We start from the raw sequence: 17,014 nt of genomic DNA on the forward strand, positions 1-17,014 counted from the left end.
GTAACATCCTCTCTATCCGATTTTTTGCAGACGCTGGACACGCCTGCTGTTTTGTTTCGGGCCCAATAAAGTAAATATGGAGATGACGGTAAAACCGAAGACGACGATTCCCATGATGAGATAGGTTTGACGGAATCCCGCACTGTCATATAATCCTCCCGCAAGCGGCGACAGAATCGACGCGCCTGCCTGAGATGCGAATTGAAAACCGACAAGATAAAGGACGGACGACAGACGCGTATCAAAATTGGCAGCCAAATATTTAAAAACGGCGATCAGCATAATCGGCAATTCCAGTGCGTGGATGAGTTTCATTGATGAAATGCCTACAGGCTCAACTGCAATTCCGGACCCGACGATGCGGAAAGCCATTAAAAACCCCGCTAAAATCAAACTGTTTTTCGCCCCGAACTTATTGACGATAAAAGGCGCAAGAAACATCATGCCGGCCTCCAAAAACACCTGGAATGAATTAAGATAGCCGAATACTTGGTTACCCGTCGACACTGAAGGAAACAAAGACGCATAATAGATCGGGAACTGCTGATCATATACGCCGTAAATGCAAGTCACCCCGATAATGTACATCATAAAAAACCAGAAATCTCTTAGTAAAAAGAGCCGCCCCACATCTTTTAACCGGACCGAATCCGCTCTGTTTTTCTCATGATCGGTCATTTCAATTTTCACAGACATGATAATGGCCGTTAATATGACAGCTGAAACAGACGCGATCCAGAAGTTGATATTGGGATTGATATTGAAAAGCTGCCCTGCAAAAAATGCAGCAGCCGCCCAGCCCAGCGAGCCCCACATTCTTGATTTTCCATACTCGAAATCATACTTACGGCTGACCTTTTCAATGTACGTTTCAATCGCGCCTATCCCCGCCAAAAAAGCGGCTCCCAAATATAAGCCTCCGACAACGGCGCCAAGAAAGACGTTGTATTGTAAAAGCGGCCCATAGACGAAGATATAAAACGGACCCGTGAATATGAGAAGACAGCTGATCATAAACAATATCTTTTTCTTCAGCCCCAATTTGTCAGAGATAAAACCGTAAAGAGGCTGCATGCACAGAGCAAATACGGCGTTTACAGAAAAGATAATGCCTGTCGCTGATCCGTTTAAATTGATTTCCTGCCCTAACCAAATCGCAAATAAAGAATAGCTGGAAGACCAAGTAAAAAAGAAAAAAAAGAAATAAGCACTCAGTTTCCAATACAGACTTTTTGAGCTTTTCATTTGCACCGCTCCTTTAATAGGACCTTTTAATAGCCGTTTTAGAGCCGCATACTTCCTTCTTCATTTTCATCACATACATGCGACCCGTGAGTAAGCGCTTACTTTTCACCGCTGCTTGATTCTTTCACTTTATTGCCGCCAGCCATCTCTCCATACCCGTCACTTCCCTTCACTCCGTAAATAAAGCGCTTTCAAAAAGAATTGTATGTCAACCGGTTTCATATGTCAATCGGTTGACATAAATTTTCTGATTATTTCAATCAAACAAAACACACCCTCTTTATATGAAAACAGAAACATGGAATGTCCTTGCACATGTCAGCCTGATTCTCTAAAATAAGTGCGTGACGGAAATTGTAAGCCATTTCAGTAAGCAGGAGGGCACGGGAATGAAGCCTAACATTCATGATGTTGCGAAAATAGCGGGAGTTTCATCCACAACCGTTTCGCGGGTATTAAATAACCGCGGCTATATCAGCGAAAAAACAAAAGAAAAAGTGTACAAGGCGATGGAAGAAATCAATTACTTTCCAAACGATCTGGCCCGCTCTTTATTCCGAAAACGCACCAATTTAATAGGACTTATCATCCCAAACTCCAGCAATCCGTTTTTCGGCGAACTCGCCTTTCATATTGAAAGCATTTGTACGTCCATGGGCTACAAACTGCTGCTTTGCAACAGTTTACATCGAAAGGATAAGGAAGAAAAATATTTGGAGATGCTGATAAGAAACCAAGTGGACGGCGTGATCGCCGTGACTTACAACCGGGGAATTCTCAATTATCACAAGCAAAATCTGCCGATTGTCGCCATTGATCATTACTTATCGGACACGATTCCCGTCGTCGGCTCAGACAACTATGACGGCGGAAAAAAGGCGGCAGAACTGCTGATTGAAAAAGGGTGCCGGCACATCGTCCATATCAACGGCCCGCTTGAACTCGAGACACCGGCAAACCTCAGAAGAAAAGCATACGAAGACGTCATGCATGAACACGGACGGAAGCCTATTACATATGAAGTACCCTTTTATCAGCATTACCATGACATTATTTCAACATTATTCGATGAACAGCCTGACACCGACGGAATTTTTGCCAGCGATGATATCATGGCGGCTGCAGTGATGACCGAGGCCAAAAAACGGGGAATAGACATCCCGAATCAATTAAAAGTGATCGGTTATGACGGCACTGAAACCGTTCAATCGGTTCTGCCGGACTTGGCAACCATCCAGCAGCCGATTGAATTGATTTCCAAAACAGCCATCGAGATTTTAGCAAAAGAAATTGAAGGCGAATTTGATGATTTGCCGCTGGAAACGTATTTGCCGGTACGGCTTTTGGAAGGGCGGACAACGTAGTCAGACTCTTCAGCCGTACGTACCGACGCGATTGCGGTCTATTTTGAGCGCTCCCGCCATATCATTTTCTCAAGCGCCGGCGCTGATCATCCTCATTTCCACTTTGCTGTTTGAACTTTTTGTTTTATGGGAAAAATGGTGTTAGAAGAAAAGGTTGGCATTTTGGTCAGCGTTTTGTTTGACCTTTATTGACCAAAAATGTATCATGTAAATACATACTTACCTAAAAGGTGAAGGAGGAGCATTATGAATTTAATACCTACAGTCATTGAACAAACGAACCGCGGAGAAAGAGCTTATGACATTTACTCCCGTCTTTTGAAGGACCGTATTATCATGCTTGGATCTGCGATTGATGACAACGTTGCGAACTCCATCGTGTCACAGCTTTTATTCCTTGAAGCGGAAGACCCTGAAAAAGATATTTCCATTTACATTAACAGCCCTGGCGGATCAATCACTGCCGGTATGGCAATCTATGATACAATGCAGTTCATTAAACCGAAAGTATCCACGATCTGCATCGGTATGGCCGCTTCTATGGGAGCATTTTTACTTGCAGCCGGAGAAAAAGGCAAACGTTACGCGCTTCCTAACAGTGAAGTTATGATTCACCAGCCGCTTGGCGGAGCGCAAGGACAGGCGACAGAAATTGAAATCGCGGCAAAACGCATTCTCTTGCTTCGCGACAAATTAAACAAAGTGCTTGCTGAACGTACCGGCCAGCCGCTTGAAGTCATTGAGCGCGATACAGACCGCGACAACTTCAAATCAGCTGATGAAGCCTTAGAATACGGCTTAATCGATAAAGTGCTGACACGCAATACAGAAGACCAGAAGTAATGCCCAAAAAACCTGCAAGAGCTGATGTCTCTTGCAGGTTTTTTTATGCTTTATTCCCATTCAAAAAAGTAATGAATGCTTTGACGACAGATAATTCTAACGCTGAAGAATCATACATAAGCCAAGTATCGCGTATCACAGGCTCGTTATTTTTATAGGATAGCGCCAATGTGTATAATTCATCAGAAGGCTGAAGACAGATTTCCGGCACAACAGAATAACCGAGACCGTTTTTCACCATCTCTTTACAGGTTTCCTGCCTGTCTACCTCCATCGCAATGAAAGGCGGTTCAGTAAATTGGTTATTCCACCATTTTTGAATCAAACTTTTCAAAGAAGCATCAGTTTGATAATAAATCATCGGCAATTTGGGAAGGTCCTCACTGTTGATTTCAGTTTTTGAAATAAGGTACAGCCGCTCTTCATTTAGCAGTTGTTTTTCCCCTTGCCAATCATAATTTCCCCTCATAATCCCAAGGTGTACCCCCGAATGATGAAGCAGATCCATCACCTTCGCACTCCATCCCGTATTGACGTGGAATTGAACAGACGGATACTGATCAGAAAACCGTTTTAGAATCGCCGGGAGCTTATACTGAGCAAAATTGCTTGAGACTCCTAATCTGAGAACCCCGCTGACTTCATGGCTCATATTGAGCATATCATCCTTCACTCTTCTGAATTCCTGCAGCATTTCTTTCGAATAATCAACCAGATGTTCACCTTCTGAAGTGAACTCCATTCCTTTTTTTCTTTTATAAAAAAGGCGCACTCCGAATTGTGCTTCCAGGTTTTTGAGCCGATAACTTAACGCCGGCTGTGTCATATATAATCGCTCTGCCGCCTTCGTCATATTTTTTTCTTCGAATAATGTAATGAGCACAATCCAATCCTTTTCATCCATATGAAATCCCCCAAAATATTTTTCTGCTATAAAATTTTCTCTTATTATAAAAGTTTTTTATTCAACTTTATAAAAATTATATGTTTTACTTATAATCCTTATTTATCATACGATATTTTCCAAAGGGACCGGTACCTTTTTATCCACACAAAATGATGTAAGGATGAGACAGCATGGAAAAAGTTCCTGTAACCGTCATGAGAGGCGGCACCAGCAAAGGCGTTTTTATTCATCAAAAAGACATGCCAGACGATACAAACCTATGGAGCGATTTTCTTTTAGACATTATGGGGAGCCCTGACGAGAGACAAATTGACGGTCTCGGCGGCGGCCATTCTCTCACAAGCAAGGCAGCCATTATTAAGAAATCCGCCAGAAAGGATGCAGATGTTGAGTATACGTTTGCTCAGGTCAGTTTGACTGACCGTTTTACCGACTTCAAAGGCAATTGCGGAAATATCTCTTCTGCCGTAGGCCCTTATGCTATTGAGAAAGGGCTCGTTCAAGCTGAAGAGCCGGTTACAAAAGTCAGAATGTTAAATACAAACACTCAAAAAGTGATCGTAGCAGAAGTTGAAGTCAGAAATGGAACATTTCATTACCAGGGGGACTGCGCTATCCCCGGGGTTCCAGGTACAGCTTCTCCTATTTATCTTTCATTTCACCAGGCTGAAGGAGCGGTGACCGGTAAGCTGTTTCCCACTGGTCAGCCTATTGATGTTCTCGATACACCGTATGGAAATATCTCGGTCTCGATTATTGATTACGCCAATCCGCTTGTCTTTGTAAAAGCAGAGGACACGGGGCTTACCGGCTTAGAACTTCCGGATGAATATACCCCGGAGATATTGGAAAAGCTCGAAATGATCCGATCGATTGCAGCCGAGAAATGCAGATTCGCTCCGAGACATGAGGCTGCTGCAAAATCACCGGCCGTACCAAAACTAACATTAATCTCATCTCCAGCGGATTATATCGATACAAAAGGGATAAAGAGACACGCAGAAGAGATGGATCTTGTCATTCGTATGATGTCCATGCAAAAACCGCATCAAGCTTTAGCCATTACAGGGGCGGTTTGTACGACTGCCGGCATGCTATTGCAGGATACAATATTATCTGAATTTTCATTCTACGGGAGAACGATTCGATTGGGACATCCAAGCGGCATTTTAGAAACCGAGGCAGATGCTGATCCGGATGGAACAACGATTAAAGTAGTACGCACAGCAAGAAAAATCTCTGAAGGCTATGTGTTTACAAAGCAAAGTTACAACCTGAATACGCTGAATCACATTGGTTAATACCAGTCTTCAGACAAGTCAAAGATAAACGGAGGAATACGAGATGATCAATGTAAATGCGTCTAATCGATTAAACAGACTGCCTTTTTCAAGGGCCCATCAAGCAGTGCTCGTTATCCTTTCATTCGCTTACTTTTTTGATTTTATCGATTTAAATACGTTTTCATATGCGGCGCCTTCACTTTTAAAGGAATGGAACATTTCTACTCATACCATCGCTTTTATTACGTCTGTCTCCTATTTCGGAATGTTTATCGGCGCCTCTGCCGGAGGATGGTTTTCAGACCGTTTCGGAAGGAAAAAAGGTTTAATTCTGGTTGTCACTTTTTTCTCTTTCTTCTCCCTCCTCTCTTCTCTGGCTTGGAACCCAGAAATACTCGGTGTTTTTAGATTTCTTACGAGTTTAGGTATCGGCGCCACAACGATTGTGGCAAGTACGTATATCAGCGAATTTTTCCCATCCGCAACTAAGGGTAAATACCAGGCAATCTGTATTACAATCGGCATATGCGGAATTCCTGCAGCCGGCTGGGTGGCTAAATTGGTCGTGCCGTCCGCCTCTTACGGCTGGCGGTTTATCTTTCTATTCGGCGCGGTCGGTATTTTTTTTCCGCTGATCGCCAGAAAACTGGAAGAATCACCGAAATGGCTGGACACGAAAGGAAAAAGCGAAGAAGCACACCGCATTCTGCTTGAACTGGAGGCAAAAGCAGAAAAAGAAAAGGGTGAACTGCCTGAACCAGCTCCGGCTCTGCGAAGCAGACAAACCGCTGTAAAATCTGTTCCATATCGGACGTTATTTCAAAAGCCTTTGGCACGAAGAACTTTTGTTTTAATGACGATGTGGGCAGCTTCCACGATTGCAATTCAAGGCTTTGGCACGTGGGTTCCCACCCTTTTGGTAAAAGAAGGCGTATCAATGGATGAGTCTATCGTATACGTCACTCTGGGAACGATCGGTGCCCCGCTGGGCGCTCTCATTGCGTCGCAAATCTCTGACCGTGTGGATCGAAAGTGGGCCATTTCTGTTTTATCGTTAATTATTATGGCGCTTGGATTCTTTTACGGCATCAATCCTTTGCCGATGGTCATTGTCATATGCGGATTTCTCATGCATATGTTTGAGCGCACGTTCAGTTCGATCGCATATGCTTATACGCCGGAATTATATCCGGTTGAAGCCAGAGCGTCTGGAAATGGCCTCACTTACGGCGTAGGACGTCTTGCGAATGTAGCCGGTCCCTTTGTCGTCAGTTTCCTGTATTCAGGCTACGGATTTTTAAGTGTTTTCTTGTTCTTTACAGGCTGCTGGTTTCTTTGTGCACTGACAGTCGGTATATTTGGAATCGGTTCAAAAAAACAAAAGATGCAGCAGGATGATTTCATATCGGAGGAAACATTCGTGCAACAAAAGTTGTAAACGCATACAGTCTGCAAACCGCAAAACATCCATCTCCTCTGAGGAAATGGATGTTCTTCTTTCAATCCCAGCAGCATTCTCTTTATCATCTTAAAGAGAAAACGATTTCCAGAAAGAAAAGGTATTCTATAGGCGGAGAATTTTCCGTCAGAATGGATTAGATGCAACCGCCGAAACATATTTCAGACCTCTGCCTTACAATTCCCGCCATTTCTTATCTAAAATCGGGTATGTATACCGATTCATCTGCTCAATCAGTTCATCCGGCCGAGAGGAACTGTGTATCAGTTTTAAATGAGACTCATTCGAAAATCCTTCCTGAATGCTGTACTTGACCATCTTCATCATCGGCTCAAAATACCCGTTCACATTGTACAGTCCGATCGGTTTTTGATGAATGCCGATTTGCGCCCAGCACAGCACTTCAAATAACTCTTCATATGTTCCGAAGCCGCCGGGCATGGCAATGTACCCATCGGCAAGTTCACTCATTTTCGCTTTCCGCTCATGCATGCCGCTGACTTCAATCAGCTCCGTCAGATTCTGATGAACAACCTCTCCGCTGAACAGCCCGCTCGGCATGACACCGACAGCTTTTCCGCCGCCTGCCATTAACGCGTCGGCGACGGTTCCCATCAGACCGACCCGTGAACCGCCATAAACAAGGCCGATTCCCTGCTCTGCCATATATTCACCCAGTTCGGCCGCTTTGCGTTTGTACTCTTCATTTACCCCCGGGTTTGACCCCGCAAATACACAAATGGTTTTCATTTTTTCATCTCCGTATCTATATATGTACATCAATAAATCAAAATACACTATATATTGTCCCATCTCTATATGATAATATCAATAAGAATCATACAGGACATAAGGAGTGTTTCACATGCAGATGGCTGAAGCAGAACAATGGACGAAAGATTTTTATGAAAAACGAGGATGGACGGCGTACGGACCATTTATCAGAATCGGCTTTTTAATGGAAGAGGCGGGTGAGCTCGCCCGGGCGGTAAGAGCATATGAAATCGGCAGAGACCGGCCGGATGAAAAGGACGCGACCCAGGCTGAACGCAGGCAGGAGCTGATTGAAGAAATGGGTGACGTCCTCGGAAATCTGGCTATCCTTGCCGATAAGTACGGAATCACGTTAGAAGATGCGATGAAAGCCCATCAGGAAAAACTGATCAAGCGCTTTGAAACCGAATAAAAACACGGCCTGTCCGCTTTTTCATGGACAGGCCGTATCTGAATTTATCCTGTTATCTCGTCCTGATGCTCAAAGAAATGCTGTTTCCCGATTTTATGAAACAGCCCCGTCTTCCGGATCAGCTCTCTCGGCTGTGATTGCAATCCGACGATCATCAATCTCCCGTTATGCCGTTTGATCCGGTTCATCACATTCCCCAGCACCGCTTCTGCGGAGGTATCCATGTAATGTACATTATTCATCAGCAGAATAAGCGTCTTCGGCTTTTCCTGAAGCCTCTCCAGCAGCGATGATTCCAGTGAATCAATTGAACCGAAAAACAGCGGCCCTTCAATGGAATATGTGCTGACGGATGAATCATTTTTAACCGATTTGACAGCGGCATGCGGTGTTTTGATGCTTGTTGATTCGCTCATTTTTCTGATAAAGAAAACAAAAGCGAGCACGAGACCGGCAGAAACGCCGATGATTAAATCGAACAGAACCGTCAGTAAAAAGGTTGCCGCCAGTACGAATGAATCAGTGTTTTTCAGCCGCATCATATTGGCGACTTCCCTCCGCTCACTCATGTTCCAAGCCACCACCATCAATACCGGCGCCATGCTTGCCAGCGGTACATGAACGGCAAGCGGGGCGAAGACGAGCAGGACGAGGAGGACGGTGACTCCGTGGACAACACCGGAAATCGGAGAAACTGCGCCGTTTTTAATATTTGTTGCGGTCCGCGCAATCGCTCCCGTTGCCGGTATGCCGCCGAAAAGCGGCGCTGCCATATTGGCGATGCCCTGCCCGACAAGCTCCCTATTGCTGTCATGCCGTGATCCTTTCATATTATCCGCGACCATCGCCGATAATATGGACTCAAGTCCGCCGAGAAGCGCAATGATCAAAGCCGACGGAAACATCATTATCATGTTATCGATTGAGAAATCCGGAAGCTGGAAAGCCGGAAGCTGCCGCGGGATTTCCCCGTAAGCAGAACCGATTGTCGCCATTTTGTCAGGGAAAAACACCACCGCCGCGGCTGTAGAGACAAGCAGCGCCACAAGCGCGCCCGGAATCTTCGGCATCAGCCTGGCTGATAACAGCAAAATGGCCAAAGCAATTCCCGCGATGAGGATGCTGTACAAATTAAAGGTTCCGAGCTTCTTGCCGATTTCCGCAATGTTGAGGATAAAGCTTTCATGCTTTTGAATATCGCGCAGACCGAGAAAATGGGCAATCTGCTCCGAGAAAATCAGCACCGCGATTCCGGCCGTAAATCCGACGATCACCGGCTTCGGCACGAATTTCATAATCTTTCCGAGCTTAAATACGCCAAACAGGACGAGCATGACGCCTGCCATAAAACCGGCTACAAGTAAATTCTCAAAACCATACTGCATCACAATGGCAAATAAAATGGGAACAAACGCCCCCGTAGGCCCGCCGATCTGATATTTAGAGCCGCCCAACAGCGAAATCAGAATTCCGGCCACAATAACGGTGTAAAGCCCGTATTCCGGACCGACCCCCGAGGCGATGGCAAAGGCCATTCCCAATGGAATCGCTACAATTCCGACCACAATTCCCGCGATTAGGTCCTTCTGAAATTTCTGCAAATTGTATCCCTGATATCTGCCGGTAAATTGCATCGTCAGCTGCATCCTCCTTTGACTGTTTCATAACCGTCAACGACAACATCCAGCGTCCCCGTCCCCGGATCGATCACCAGCCCGTGCACCGGCACCTCTTCAGGTAAGAGCGGATGATGCCTGACCATATTCACGCTGTGGGCCACGCTTTCTTCGACGCTGTGAAAACCGGTCAGCCATGTTTCCAAATCGACTCCCGCATGCTGCAGAAGGCTGAGACATTTGTCCTCAACGCCGCGCTCTTTCGCTTTATTTAATATGGAAGCCGCATTTAATCCCGACATTCCGCACTCGCGGTGACCTATGATGCAGACTTCCTCTGCCTGCAGTTCATAAACGGCAACCAAAATGCTCCGCATGACACTTCCAAATGGGTGAGAAACAATGGCTCCCGCGTTTTTTATGATTTTGGCATCGCCGTTTCTGAGTCCCATCGCCTGCGGCAGAAGCTCCGTCAGCCTTGTATCCATACAGGATACGATGACAAGCTTTTTTTTCGGGAATTTTGTCGTTTGGTAAGGTTCATATTTCCTTTCTTGGACAAACTGCTGGTTGTGCTCCAAAATGCTTGATAAAGAAACCATTTTTCTATTCATCTCCCATCCGATTGTATTGCAAGCCTTCTTACCCAGCTTACAGTAAGGAATTATAGCACAGAAAAAGGCCTCAAAAGCGCTTTCAACAAAAGACACGATAATTTGACTGTAAATTCAGATTATATTCATTTATATCTTTCAAAAATAATAAAATTTATCTTTACACCAACCTATAAAGCTTTTGAAAACAGCGGTTCCGCTCATTTTGCCTTCAGAAATATAGGCGGATTCTGTTATTGTTTGGAGAAATCAAGCATGTACATTTCTTTTTCTTTCATTTTAAGTTCAAAAGAACCAGAAATTTATCGTAATGCGTTTGAATATTTCTCACGTTACCGCTTCTCTTATATAATAAAATAGAGAAGAAAGACAAAGGAGGAGAAGCCCGTTGAAACCCTATGTATTCATCGCGAAACCGATACCGCCGGAAGTCGAACAAATGATAGGCGAGCATTGCCGATATGACATCTGGAAAGAAGATACCATTCCAAAAGAGGAACTGTACGAAAAAATGAAAGATGCTGAAGGGCTGCTGACATCCGGAACGGCGATTGACAGTGATTTACTGGATCACGCGCCGAAGCTGAAAGTCGTCAGCAATAATTCAGTCGGCTATGATAATTTTAATATTGAAGAAATGAAAAGACGCGGGGTTGTCGGCACGCATACGCCGTACACCTTAGATGACACTGTCGCTGATCTGGCTTTTTCATTAATCCTGTCTTCCGCCAGACGGGTTGCCGAATTGGATCGATTCGTCCGCGCCGGCAAATGGGGAACCGTTGAGGAAGAATCTCTTTTCGGTATGGATGTCCACCATCAGACATTAGGAATTATCGGCATGGGCAGAATCGGTGAACAAGCTGCCAAACGGGCAAAATTCGGCTTCGATATGGACGTGCTGTATTATAACCGCAGCAGAAAACCGGATGCTGAGAAGGAACTCGGGGTTACATATGCCGACTTAGATACACTGCTGAAAACATCAGACTTTGTGCTTTTAATTACGCCGCTTACTGACGAAACGTATCATATGATGGGAGAGCGGGAATTTAAATTGATGAAAGATACGGCATATTTCGTCAATATTTCCCGGGGAAAGACGGTTGATGAGAAAGCGCTCATCCGCGCATTGCAGGAGGGCTGGATAAAAGGCGCCGGTTTAGATGTGTTTGAAAAAGAGCCGATCGCCGAAGACAATCCGCTCCTGCAGCTGGAAAACGTCACATTGCTTCCGCATATCGGGTCAGCAACGGCAAAAATCCGCTTGAATATGTTCAAGCAAGCCGCACAAAACATGATTGACACCGTATACGGAAAAACGCCGAAAAACCTCACGAAGGAATTTCAATGAGATGAAAAACCCCGGCCGTTCAGCCGGGGTTTATTTTTCGCTAGATCAAAAGTACTATTTTTAAATTCTTTCTATTCCTTTCTCTCGATGCTGATACAATGAAAAGGAATCAGCTTCACATGATAAAAATGGGAGGTATTGCTTTGAAAAAACGATTATCGTGGATTTCCGTTTGTTTGCTGGTGCTGTTCTCCGCGGCGGGGATGCTGTTTTCCACGGCTGCCAAGACGGATACATCTTCTCACAAGGCGCACACTGAAGCACAGGTTATCAACACGTTTGACGGGGTTGCGGATTATCTTCAGACCTATCATAAGCTTCCTGATAATTACATTACAAAGTCAGAAGCGCAGGCCCTCGGCTGGGTTGCATCAAAGGGGAATCTTGCAGACGTCGCTCCGGGGAAAAGCATCGGCGGAGACATCTTCTCAAACAGGGAAGGCAAACTCCCTGCCAAAAGCGGACGGACGTGGCGTGAAGCGGATATTAACTATACATCAGGCTTCAGAAATTCAGACCGGATTCTTTACTCAAGCGACTGGCTGATTTATAAGACGACAGATCATTATCAAACCTTTACAAAAATGAGATAAACACATACAAAAAACGGCTTCCCTGCGGAGGCCGTTTTTTTTGCAGAGAACCTGCGAGCTTCATATAAAATGAGCAGTAAATTTTTCTTCAAACTCTGACCGGTCTATTCTGCTGTTTTCCGCCGTGCCATCGTGTTTTTTTATTGTTATATTGCGTTCAGACAGAACCATGTGCCCTTCCGGTGTCCGCTTAGAAGCAAGCAGGCGTTTGTTGAAAGGAGAGCGTTCATGTTCAAAGATTGTTTGTTTCATAGACTTGAGGTCCTTTTCATCGATTTCTTCAAGCGAAAATGCGTAACCTGTCTGCCAGCCGTCCCCTTTGTTCATTTCAAGCAGGTATGTTCCGAATTCCGTCTCTTCTATCTTCACGCGGAACGCTCCGGCCGCTGATACCGTCTCGTCTCCCGACATCGGCACAGGCTGCATGGCGAGATTGAGGCCGAAGCCTGCATCAGCGATGTACTCATTTTCCCCGGCGGAAAGAAGTACGGCCGCATGTGTGCCGGGCAGCGCCCAGCCGTTTTTCCAGACCGTTCCGCGGATCAATTTGACATCAAATCCGGCATCTTTCAGGATGAAATAAAGCAGTCCGTTCAAGTCATAACAAAGGCCGCCATGAGGTTCCTTCACCATGTGCCGCCACAGTCCTTCTTTCGTGACGTCATATTCTTTTTTGGACAAAACCGCGCGATTTTCAAACGGAAACCGATACGCGAGCGCCTTTAAAAACTCCGGCAGGTTGCTGAAATCGAGGGAATCCTTTTCCCAGCCTATCGTTTGATAACAATCTTTCAGAAACTCATTCATCGTTCCGTCCCCCTTACAAAGTGTTTACACTTCTTCCTGCACATAAGCGGACAACTTTTCCAGCGCTTCCTTTTCATCGTCGCCTTCAGCGATCAGAGTGACTTCCGTCCCCGTGCTGACCGCCAGACTCATTAATCCCATAATGCTTTTGGCATTTACTTTCTTGCCGTTTTTCTCAAGAAACACATCGGATGCAAAACGATTTGCCTCCTGTACAAACAATGCAGCGGGGCGCGCCTGCAATCCCGTCTTTAAACGCACTTCCACTTTCCCCTGAACCATAAGATCTCCCCTTTTCTGTACGGTTATTTCAAAGTGATGCTTTGTCCTGTACGCAGCTGTTCTGCGATTTCATCGAGCTTTCTCAGCCTGTGATTGATGCCGGATTTGCTGATTTTCCCGCTTGCAACCATTTCCCCCAGTTCTTTCAGCGTGACCTCCTGATAATCAATCCGCAGCTGCGCAATTTCGCGAAGCTTTTCCGGCAGCGCTTCAAGACCGATCCGTTCATCAATGTATTTAATATTTTCCACCTGTCTGAGCGACGCCCCGATGGTTTTGTTTAAGTTTGCTGTTTCACAATTGACGAGGCGGTTCACTGAGTTTCTCATATCTCTGACAATCCGCACATCTTCAAAACGCAGCAGTGAATTGTGAGCGCCGATGACATTCAGAAATTCAGTAATTTTTTCCGCCTCTTTTAAATACGTAATATAGCCTTTTTTCCGTTCAAGCGTTTTGCTGTTCAGATGAAATTCATTCAGCAGCGCGCATAATGAATCGTTATGTTCCTTATAAAGCGAGAAGATTTCCAAGTGGTACGACGAGGTTTCGGGATTATTCACAGATCCCCCCGCCAAAAACGCCCCTCTCATATAAGAACGTTTGCAGCAGCGTTTCGCCACCAGTTCCTCAGAAATATTCCGTTCAAATACAAAGTTCTCTCCGAGGATTTTCAATTCCTCTAAAATCAGCTTTGCATTTTCAGAAAATCGCACAATATAAACATTGTTTTTTTTCAGCCGCATTTTTTTTCTGACTAACAGTTCGACCGATACATCATATTGTTTCTTCAGCAATGTATAAATGCGGCGGGCAATCGCCGCATTTTCGGTTTGAACGTCAAGCACGAGATGGCGGTTTGAAAATGACAGGGAACCGTTCATCCGAATCAGCGCGGACAGCTCCGCCTTGGCGCAGCAGTCCTTCACTTCCAGATTCGTCAGTTCTTTTTTTGTTTCCGATGCAAATGACATATTAGCCACCTCATTTCAAAAGGCCTCTAGTCCCTTAATAAGTCGACAAGAAGAGAAGCCACTTTATGTGTATCGTGACGGATTACGCCATTTTTATACGTGATAATCTGATCCCTGATGACCTCAAGCCCCATGGATTTCAGCTTTTCAACATTGAAGTCGACGGGCCGGGCCAGCTCTTTCGCATATTTGCTTTTGATTTCGTCAGGGATCTCCTCATTGTTGATTAAGATCGTGTCGATAAACGGCTGCTCCATATGATCGTTCAGCGCCTTGACATGGTCGGCCGCGCTGTATTGCAGCGTCTCTCCAGGCTGTGTCATAACGTTGCATATATATACTTTTTTGGCCGCAGCCTTGACGACTTCCTCTCCGATTTTCGGTACGAGCAGATTCGGAAGAATGCTTGTGTACAGGCTTCCCGGACCGATAATGATTAAATCGGCCTGACGGATGACGTCAATCGTTTCCGGGAGCGGATCAATTTTTTCAGGCGTAAGAAACACCCGTTTAATCCGCTGGCCGTAAGAAGGGATTGTCGATTCTCCGGAGACGACCTGCCCGTCCTCCATTTCAGCGTGAAGAACGACACTGGTGTTGGCAGCCGGCAGCACTCTGCCGCGGACATTCAGCACCTTGCTCATTTCGGTGACAGCGTGAAAGAAATCACCGGTTATATTTGTCATCGCTGCCAAAATCAAATTGCCGAGCGAATGTCCGGTTAAGTCGCTTCCTTTGTTGAAACGGTGCTGAAACAGATTTTCAACGAGCGGCTCAACATCTGACAAAGCGGCCAGTACGTTACGAATGTCACCCGGCGGCGGAATTTGAAGTTCATCCCGCAGACGGCCTGAACTTCCGCCGTCATCAGCAACTGTCACAATCGCCGTAATATCAACGGGCTTATGCTTTAACCCCCGAAGCAGCACGGACAGACCCGTTCCGCCGCCGAAGATTGCGATTTTCGGCTTCTTATTCATTTCCGGCTTCTCTTTTCAATGTCCCGGTGAGTGACATGAGTATAGTAATCTTTTTTAAAATAGTCAGCCAAATACTCAGCGAGCGTGACGGAGCGGTGCTGGCCGCCCGTACAGCCGATCGCGATGACAAGCTGGCTTTTACCTTCCCGCTTATAAGACGGAAGCATAAAGCCGAGCAGATCAACAAGCTTTTCAATAAACTTTTGTGTTTCGTTCCACTTCATCACATAGGACGACACTTCCTCATCTTTCCCCGTAAGCGGCCTCATGCTTTCAATGTAGAACGGATTCGGCAGAAACCTTACATCAAACACGAGGTCGGCATCTATCGGAAGCCCGTATTTGAACCCGAATGACATTACGTTCACTGTAAATGTTTCACCTTGGTTCGTGGCGAAATGCGCCACGATTTTTTCACGCAGATCACGCGGTTTCATATCCGATGTGTCATAGATCAGCTGAGAGCGCCCTTTCAATTCTTCAAGCAGCTGGCGTTCCAGCGCGATTCCTTCGAGAGGAAGCCCGGTAGCGGCCAGCGGGTGAGAACGCCTCGTTTCTTTGTATCTCGTCACAAGGATGGAATCCTTAGCGTCTAAAAAGAGAATGCGCGGTGTAATCCACGGATTTTCCGCCATTTCATCCAGCGCCTCAATCAGCCTGTCAAAAAATTCACGTCCCCGCAGATCCATGACAAGCGCGACCTTGCTCATTTTTGAACTTGATTCTTTCATCAGCTCCAAAAATTTCGGCAGCAAGGAAGGCGGCAGATTGTCGACGCAAAAATAGCCGAGATCCTCAAAGCTTTGAATGGCGACGGTTTTCCCCGCTCCAGACATTCCCGTAATGATGACGAGCTGAATATCATGGTTTTCATTCATACTCATCTTTCTCCCCCCTGCGGTCTTTCTTTTATTTAATAAACTGCGGATCTAAACGATAGCTGAGCAGCTCGAAGTCCGGCGTATACGTAAAGGTGCCGTGCAAAAGCCCTTGGCCCTTGATCATAAAATCAAGGATATGCCCGTCTCCGGGGGCCATCGGAAGGCTGTGGATATCTTTTACGTCATGCCACTTCAGAACGCCTTCCTCTGATTCAGCGACATTCCGCCCCGTGTAGGAGTCGGCGACGAAAGTAAACATCATCCACTCTGACACGATTTGTTCCTGTTCCTTAATAATAAAGGTAAATACGCCTTTTAACTGCGGATTTAGTATATAAATGCCCGTCTCTTCTCTGTACTCTCTGATGACGGAATCTCTGACGGACTCGCCGCTTTCCATCTTCCCGCCGGGCGCGACCCACCAGCCCCGTCTCGGCTTTTGGAGAAGGAGAACCTGATCATCTGTCTGCAACACACAATTTGTCACTCTTTGCACAAGTACGTCACCTAACCTTCTCAACAAATCATCGTCTCTTCATTATACCGTTTCGGCATGTCTCTCACAATGCAGAGACACCGACATCCTTTTCTTTTATTTGACAGAAAACAAAAAATCGCAAAAAAAG

At 45.7% G+C, this 17,014-nt stretch carries 18 protein-coding genes; 7 read left to right on the forward strand and 11 right to left on the reverse strand.

What is annotated here, in order from left to right:
* Positions 1-12 precede the first annotated feature (12 nt).
* A complete protein-coding gene (locus MY7_RS14770) occupies positions 13-1,245 on the reverse strand; it encodes an MFS transporter (protein WP_007613980.1) in 1,233 nt (410 codons plus the stop codon).
* A 389-nt stretch (positions 1,246-1,634) separates the two neighbouring features.
* On the opposite strand from MY7_RS14770, the gene MY7_RS14775 reads away from it, so the two are divergent.
* Together MY7_RS14775 and clpP are read left to right on the forward strand one after the other, a co-directional pair.
* Positions 1,635-2,609, forward strand: a complete 975-nt coding sequence (locus MY7_RS14775) for a LacI family DNA-binding transcriptional regulator (protein ID WP_029325818.1) — start codon at positions 1,635-1,637, stop codon at positions 2,607-2,609.
* 246 nt (positions 2,610-2,855) lie between these two features.
* Positions 2,856-3,452, forward strand: coding sequence for an ATP-dependent Clp endopeptidase proteolytic subunit ClpP (gene clpP / locus MY7_RS14780; RefSeq protein WP_003151513.1), 597 nt, complete (start codon positions 2,856-2,858; stop codon positions 3,450-3,452).
* Positions 3,453-3,495: 43 nt separating this feature from the next.
* Here the strand turns inward: clpP and MY7_RS14785 are convergent, their stop codons facing one another.
* Complete coding sequence (locus tag MY7_RS14785; protein WP_003151510.1) at positions 3,496-4,356, reverse strand: LysR family transcriptional regulator; 861 nt, start codon at positions 4,354-4,356, stop codon at positions 3,496-3,498.
* A gap of 173 nt (positions 4,357-4,529) precedes the next feature.
* Between MY7_RS14785 and MY7_RS14790 the strand changes: the two genes are divergently transcribed.
* Together MY7_RS14790 and MY7_RS14795 are read left to right on the forward strand one after the other, a co-directional pair.
* Entirely contained in the window at positions 4,530-5,660 is a 1,131-nt protein-coding gene (locus MY7_RS14790) for a 2-methylaconitate cis-trans isomerase PrpF family protein (RefSeq protein ID WP_007613984.1), read from the forward strand.
* A gap of 43 nt (positions 5,661-5,703) precedes the next feature.
* Positions 5,704-7,080, forward strand: coding sequence for an MFS transporter (locus MY7_RS14795; RefSeq protein WP_007613985.1), 1,377 nt, complete (start codon positions 5,704-5,706; stop codon positions 7,078-7,080).
* Between the two features lie 195 nt (positions 7,081-7,275).
* Here the strand turns inward: MY7_RS14795 and MY7_RS14800 are convergent, their stop codons facing one another.
* Entirely contained in the window at positions 7,276-7,851 is a 576-nt protein-coding gene (locus MY7_RS14800; protein ID WP_015240657.1) for a TIGR00730 family Rossman fold protein, read from the reverse strand.
* 115 nt (positions 7,852-7,966) lie between these two features.
* On the opposite strand from MY7_RS14800, the gene MY7_RS14805 reads away from it, so the two are divergent.
* Positions 7,967-8,287 (forward strand): MazG nucleotide pyrophosphohydrolase domain-containing protein, encoded by a 321-nt coding sequence (locus MY7_RS14805; protein ID WP_003151506.1) that lies wholly within the window; start codon positions 7,967-7,969, stop codon positions 8,285-8,287.
* A gap of 44 nt (positions 8,288-8,331) precedes the next feature.
* Here the strand turns inward: MY7_RS14805 and MY7_RS14810 are convergent, their stop codons facing one another.
* Both MY7_RS14810 and MY7_RS14815 read right to left on the reverse strand, forming a co-directional pair.
* The gene (locus tag MY7_RS14810; RefSeq protein WP_029325817.1) at positions 8,332-9,921 is read right to left on the reverse strand and encodes a SulP family inorganic anion transporter; all 1,590 of its coding nucleotides are present in this window, start codon (positions 9,919-9,921) and stop codon (positions 8,332-8,334) included.
* A 2-nt stretch (positions 9,922-9,923) separates the two neighbouring features.
* Positions 9,924-10,505 carry a beta-class carbonic anhydrase gene (locus MY7_RS14815; protein WP_003151503.1) on the reverse strand — a complete coding sequence of 194 codons (582 nt, stop codon included), beginning with the start codon at positions 10,503-10,505 and terminating at the stop codon, positions 9,924-9,926.
* 400 nt (positions 10,506-10,905) lie between these two features.
* On the opposite strand from MY7_RS14815, the gene MY7_RS14825 reads away from it, so the two are divergent.
* Positions 10,906-11,871: a 2-hydroxyacid dehydrogenase gene (locus MY7_RS14825; RefSeq protein WP_007613994.1), complete on the forward strand. Its 966-nt coding sequence runs from the start codon at positions 10,906-10,908 to the stop codon at positions 11,869-11,871.
* A gap of 203 nt (positions 11,872-12,074) precedes the next feature.
* On the forward strand, positions 12,075-12,464 hold the full coding sequence (locus tag MY7_RS14830; RefSeq protein WP_223151841.1) for a ribonuclease: 390 nt from the start codon (positions 12,075-12,077) through the stop codon (positions 12,462-12,464).
* 60 nt (positions 12,465-12,524) lie between these two features.
* Here MY7_RS14830 and MY7_RS14835 read toward each other — a convergent pair whose 3' ends face one another.
* Genes MY7_RS14835 through MY7_RS14860 form a run of 6 tightly spaced genes read right to left on the reverse strand, consistent with a single transcriptional unit; the run spans position 12,525 to position 16,884 of the window.
* A complete protein-coding gene (locus MY7_RS14835) occupies positions 12,525-13,271 on the reverse strand; it encodes an arylamine N-acetyltransferase family protein (RefSeq protein WP_007613997.1) in 747 nt (248 codons plus the stop codon).
* Between the two features lie 24 nt (positions 13,272-13,295).
* The gene (locus MY7_RS14840) at positions 13,296-13,553 is read right to left on the reverse strand and encodes an HPr family phosphocarrier protein (protein ID WP_003151495.1); all 258 of its coding nucleotides are present in this window, start codon (positions 13,551-13,553) and stop codon (positions 13,296-13,298) included.
* Positions 13,554-13,576: 23 nt separating this feature from the next.
* The gene (gene whiA, locus MY7_RS14845) at positions 13,577-14,527 is read right to left on the reverse strand and encodes a DNA-binding protein WhiA (protein WP_007407421.1); all 951 of its coding nucleotides are present in this window, start codon (positions 14,525-14,527) and stop codon (positions 13,577-13,579) included.
* Between the two features lie 26 nt (positions 14,528-14,553).
* Positions 14,554-15,507, reverse strand: coding sequence for a gluconeogenesis factor YvcK family protein (locus tag MY7_RS14850; RefSeq protein WP_007407422.1), 954 nt, complete (start codon positions 15,505-15,507; stop codon positions 14,554-14,556).
* On the reverse strand, positions 15,504-16,391 hold the full coding sequence (gene rapZ, locus MY7_RS14855; protein ID WP_007613998.1) for an RNase adapter RapZ: 888 nt from the start codon (positions 16,389-16,391) through the stop codon (positions 15,504-15,506). Before rapZ ends, MY7_RS14850 begins: the two co-directional genes overlap by 4 nt.
* Positions 16,392-16,416: 25 nt before the next feature.
* Positions 16,417-16,884, reverse strand: a complete 468-nt coding sequence (locus MY7_RS14860) for an 8-oxo-dGTP diphosphatase (RefSeq protein ID WP_029325815.1) — start codon at positions 16,882-16,884, stop codon at positions 16,417-16,419.
* Positions 16,885-17,014 lie beyond the last annotated feature (130 nt).

The sequence above is a fragment of the Bacillus sp. 5B6 genome, assembly GCF_000259405.1.
Taxonomy (GTDB): Bacteria; Bacillota; Bacilli; order Bacillales; family Bacillaceae; genus Bacillus; species Bacillus velezensis.

Bases quoted from the DNA above. Each gene is read 5' to 3' on its own strand.
- MY7_RS14770 (WP_007613980.1), bottom strand. From the start codon at position 1,245: ATGAAAAGCTCAAAAAGTCTGTATTGGAAACTGAGTGCTTATTTCTTT.
- MY7_RS14775 (WP_029325818.1), top strand. From the start codon at position 1,635: ATGAAGCCTAACATTCATGATGTTGCGAAAATAGCGGGAGTTTCATCC.
- clpP (WP_003151513.1), top strand. From the start codon at position 2,856: ATGAATTTAATACCTACAGTCATTGAACAAACGAACCGCGGAGAAAGA.
- MY7_RS14785 (WP_003151510.1), bottom strand. From the start codon at position 4,356: ATGGATGAAAAGGATTGGATTGTGCTCATTACATTATTCGAAGAAAAA.
- MY7_RS14790 (WP_007613984.1), top strand. From the start codon at position 4,530: ATGGAAAAAGTTCCTGTAACCGTCATGAGAGGCGGCACCAGCAAAGGC.
- MY7_RS14795 (WP_007613985.1), top strand. From the start codon at position 5,704: ATGATCAATGTAAATGCGTCTAATCGATTAAACAGACTGCCTTTTTCA.
- MY7_RS14800 (WP_015240657.1), bottom strand. From the start codon at position 7,851: ATGAAAACCATTTGTGTATTTGCGGGGTCAAACCCGGGGGTAAATGAA.
- MY7_RS14805 (WP_003151506.1), top strand. From the start codon at position 7,967: ATGCAGATGGCTGAAGCAGAACAATGGACGAAAGATTTTTATGAAAAA.
- MY7_RS14810 (WP_029325817.1), bottom strand. From the start codon at position 9,921: ATGCAATTTACCGGCAGATATCAGGGATACAATTTGCAGAAATTTCAG.
- MY7_RS14815 (WP_003151503.1), bottom strand. From the start codon at position 10,505: ATGGTTTCTTTATCAAGCATTTTGGAGCACAACCAGCAGTTTGTCCAA.
- MY7_RS14830 (WP_223151841.1), top strand. From the start codon at position 12,075: ATGCTGTTTTCCACGGCTGCCAAGACGGATACATCTTCTCACAAGGCG.
- MY7_RS14835 (WP_007613997.1), bottom strand. From the start codon at position 13,271: ATGAATGAGTTTCTGAAAGATTGTTATCAAACGATAGGCTGGGAAAAG.
- MY7_RS14840 (WP_003151495.1), bottom strand. From the start codon at position 13,553: ATGGTTCAGGGGAAAGTGGAAGTGCGTTTAAAGACGGGATTGCAGGCG.
- whiA (WP_007407421.1), bottom strand. From the start codon at position 14,527: ATGTCATTTGCATCGGAAACAAAAAAAGAACTGACGAATCTGGAAGTG.
- MY7_RS14850 (WP_007407422.1), bottom strand. From the start codon at position 15,507: ATGAATAAGAAGCCGAAAATCGCAATCTTCGGCGGCGGAACGGGTCTG.
- rapZ (WP_007613998.1), bottom strand. From the start codon at position 16,391: ATGAGTATGAATGAAAACCATGATATTCAGCTCGTCATCATTACGGGA.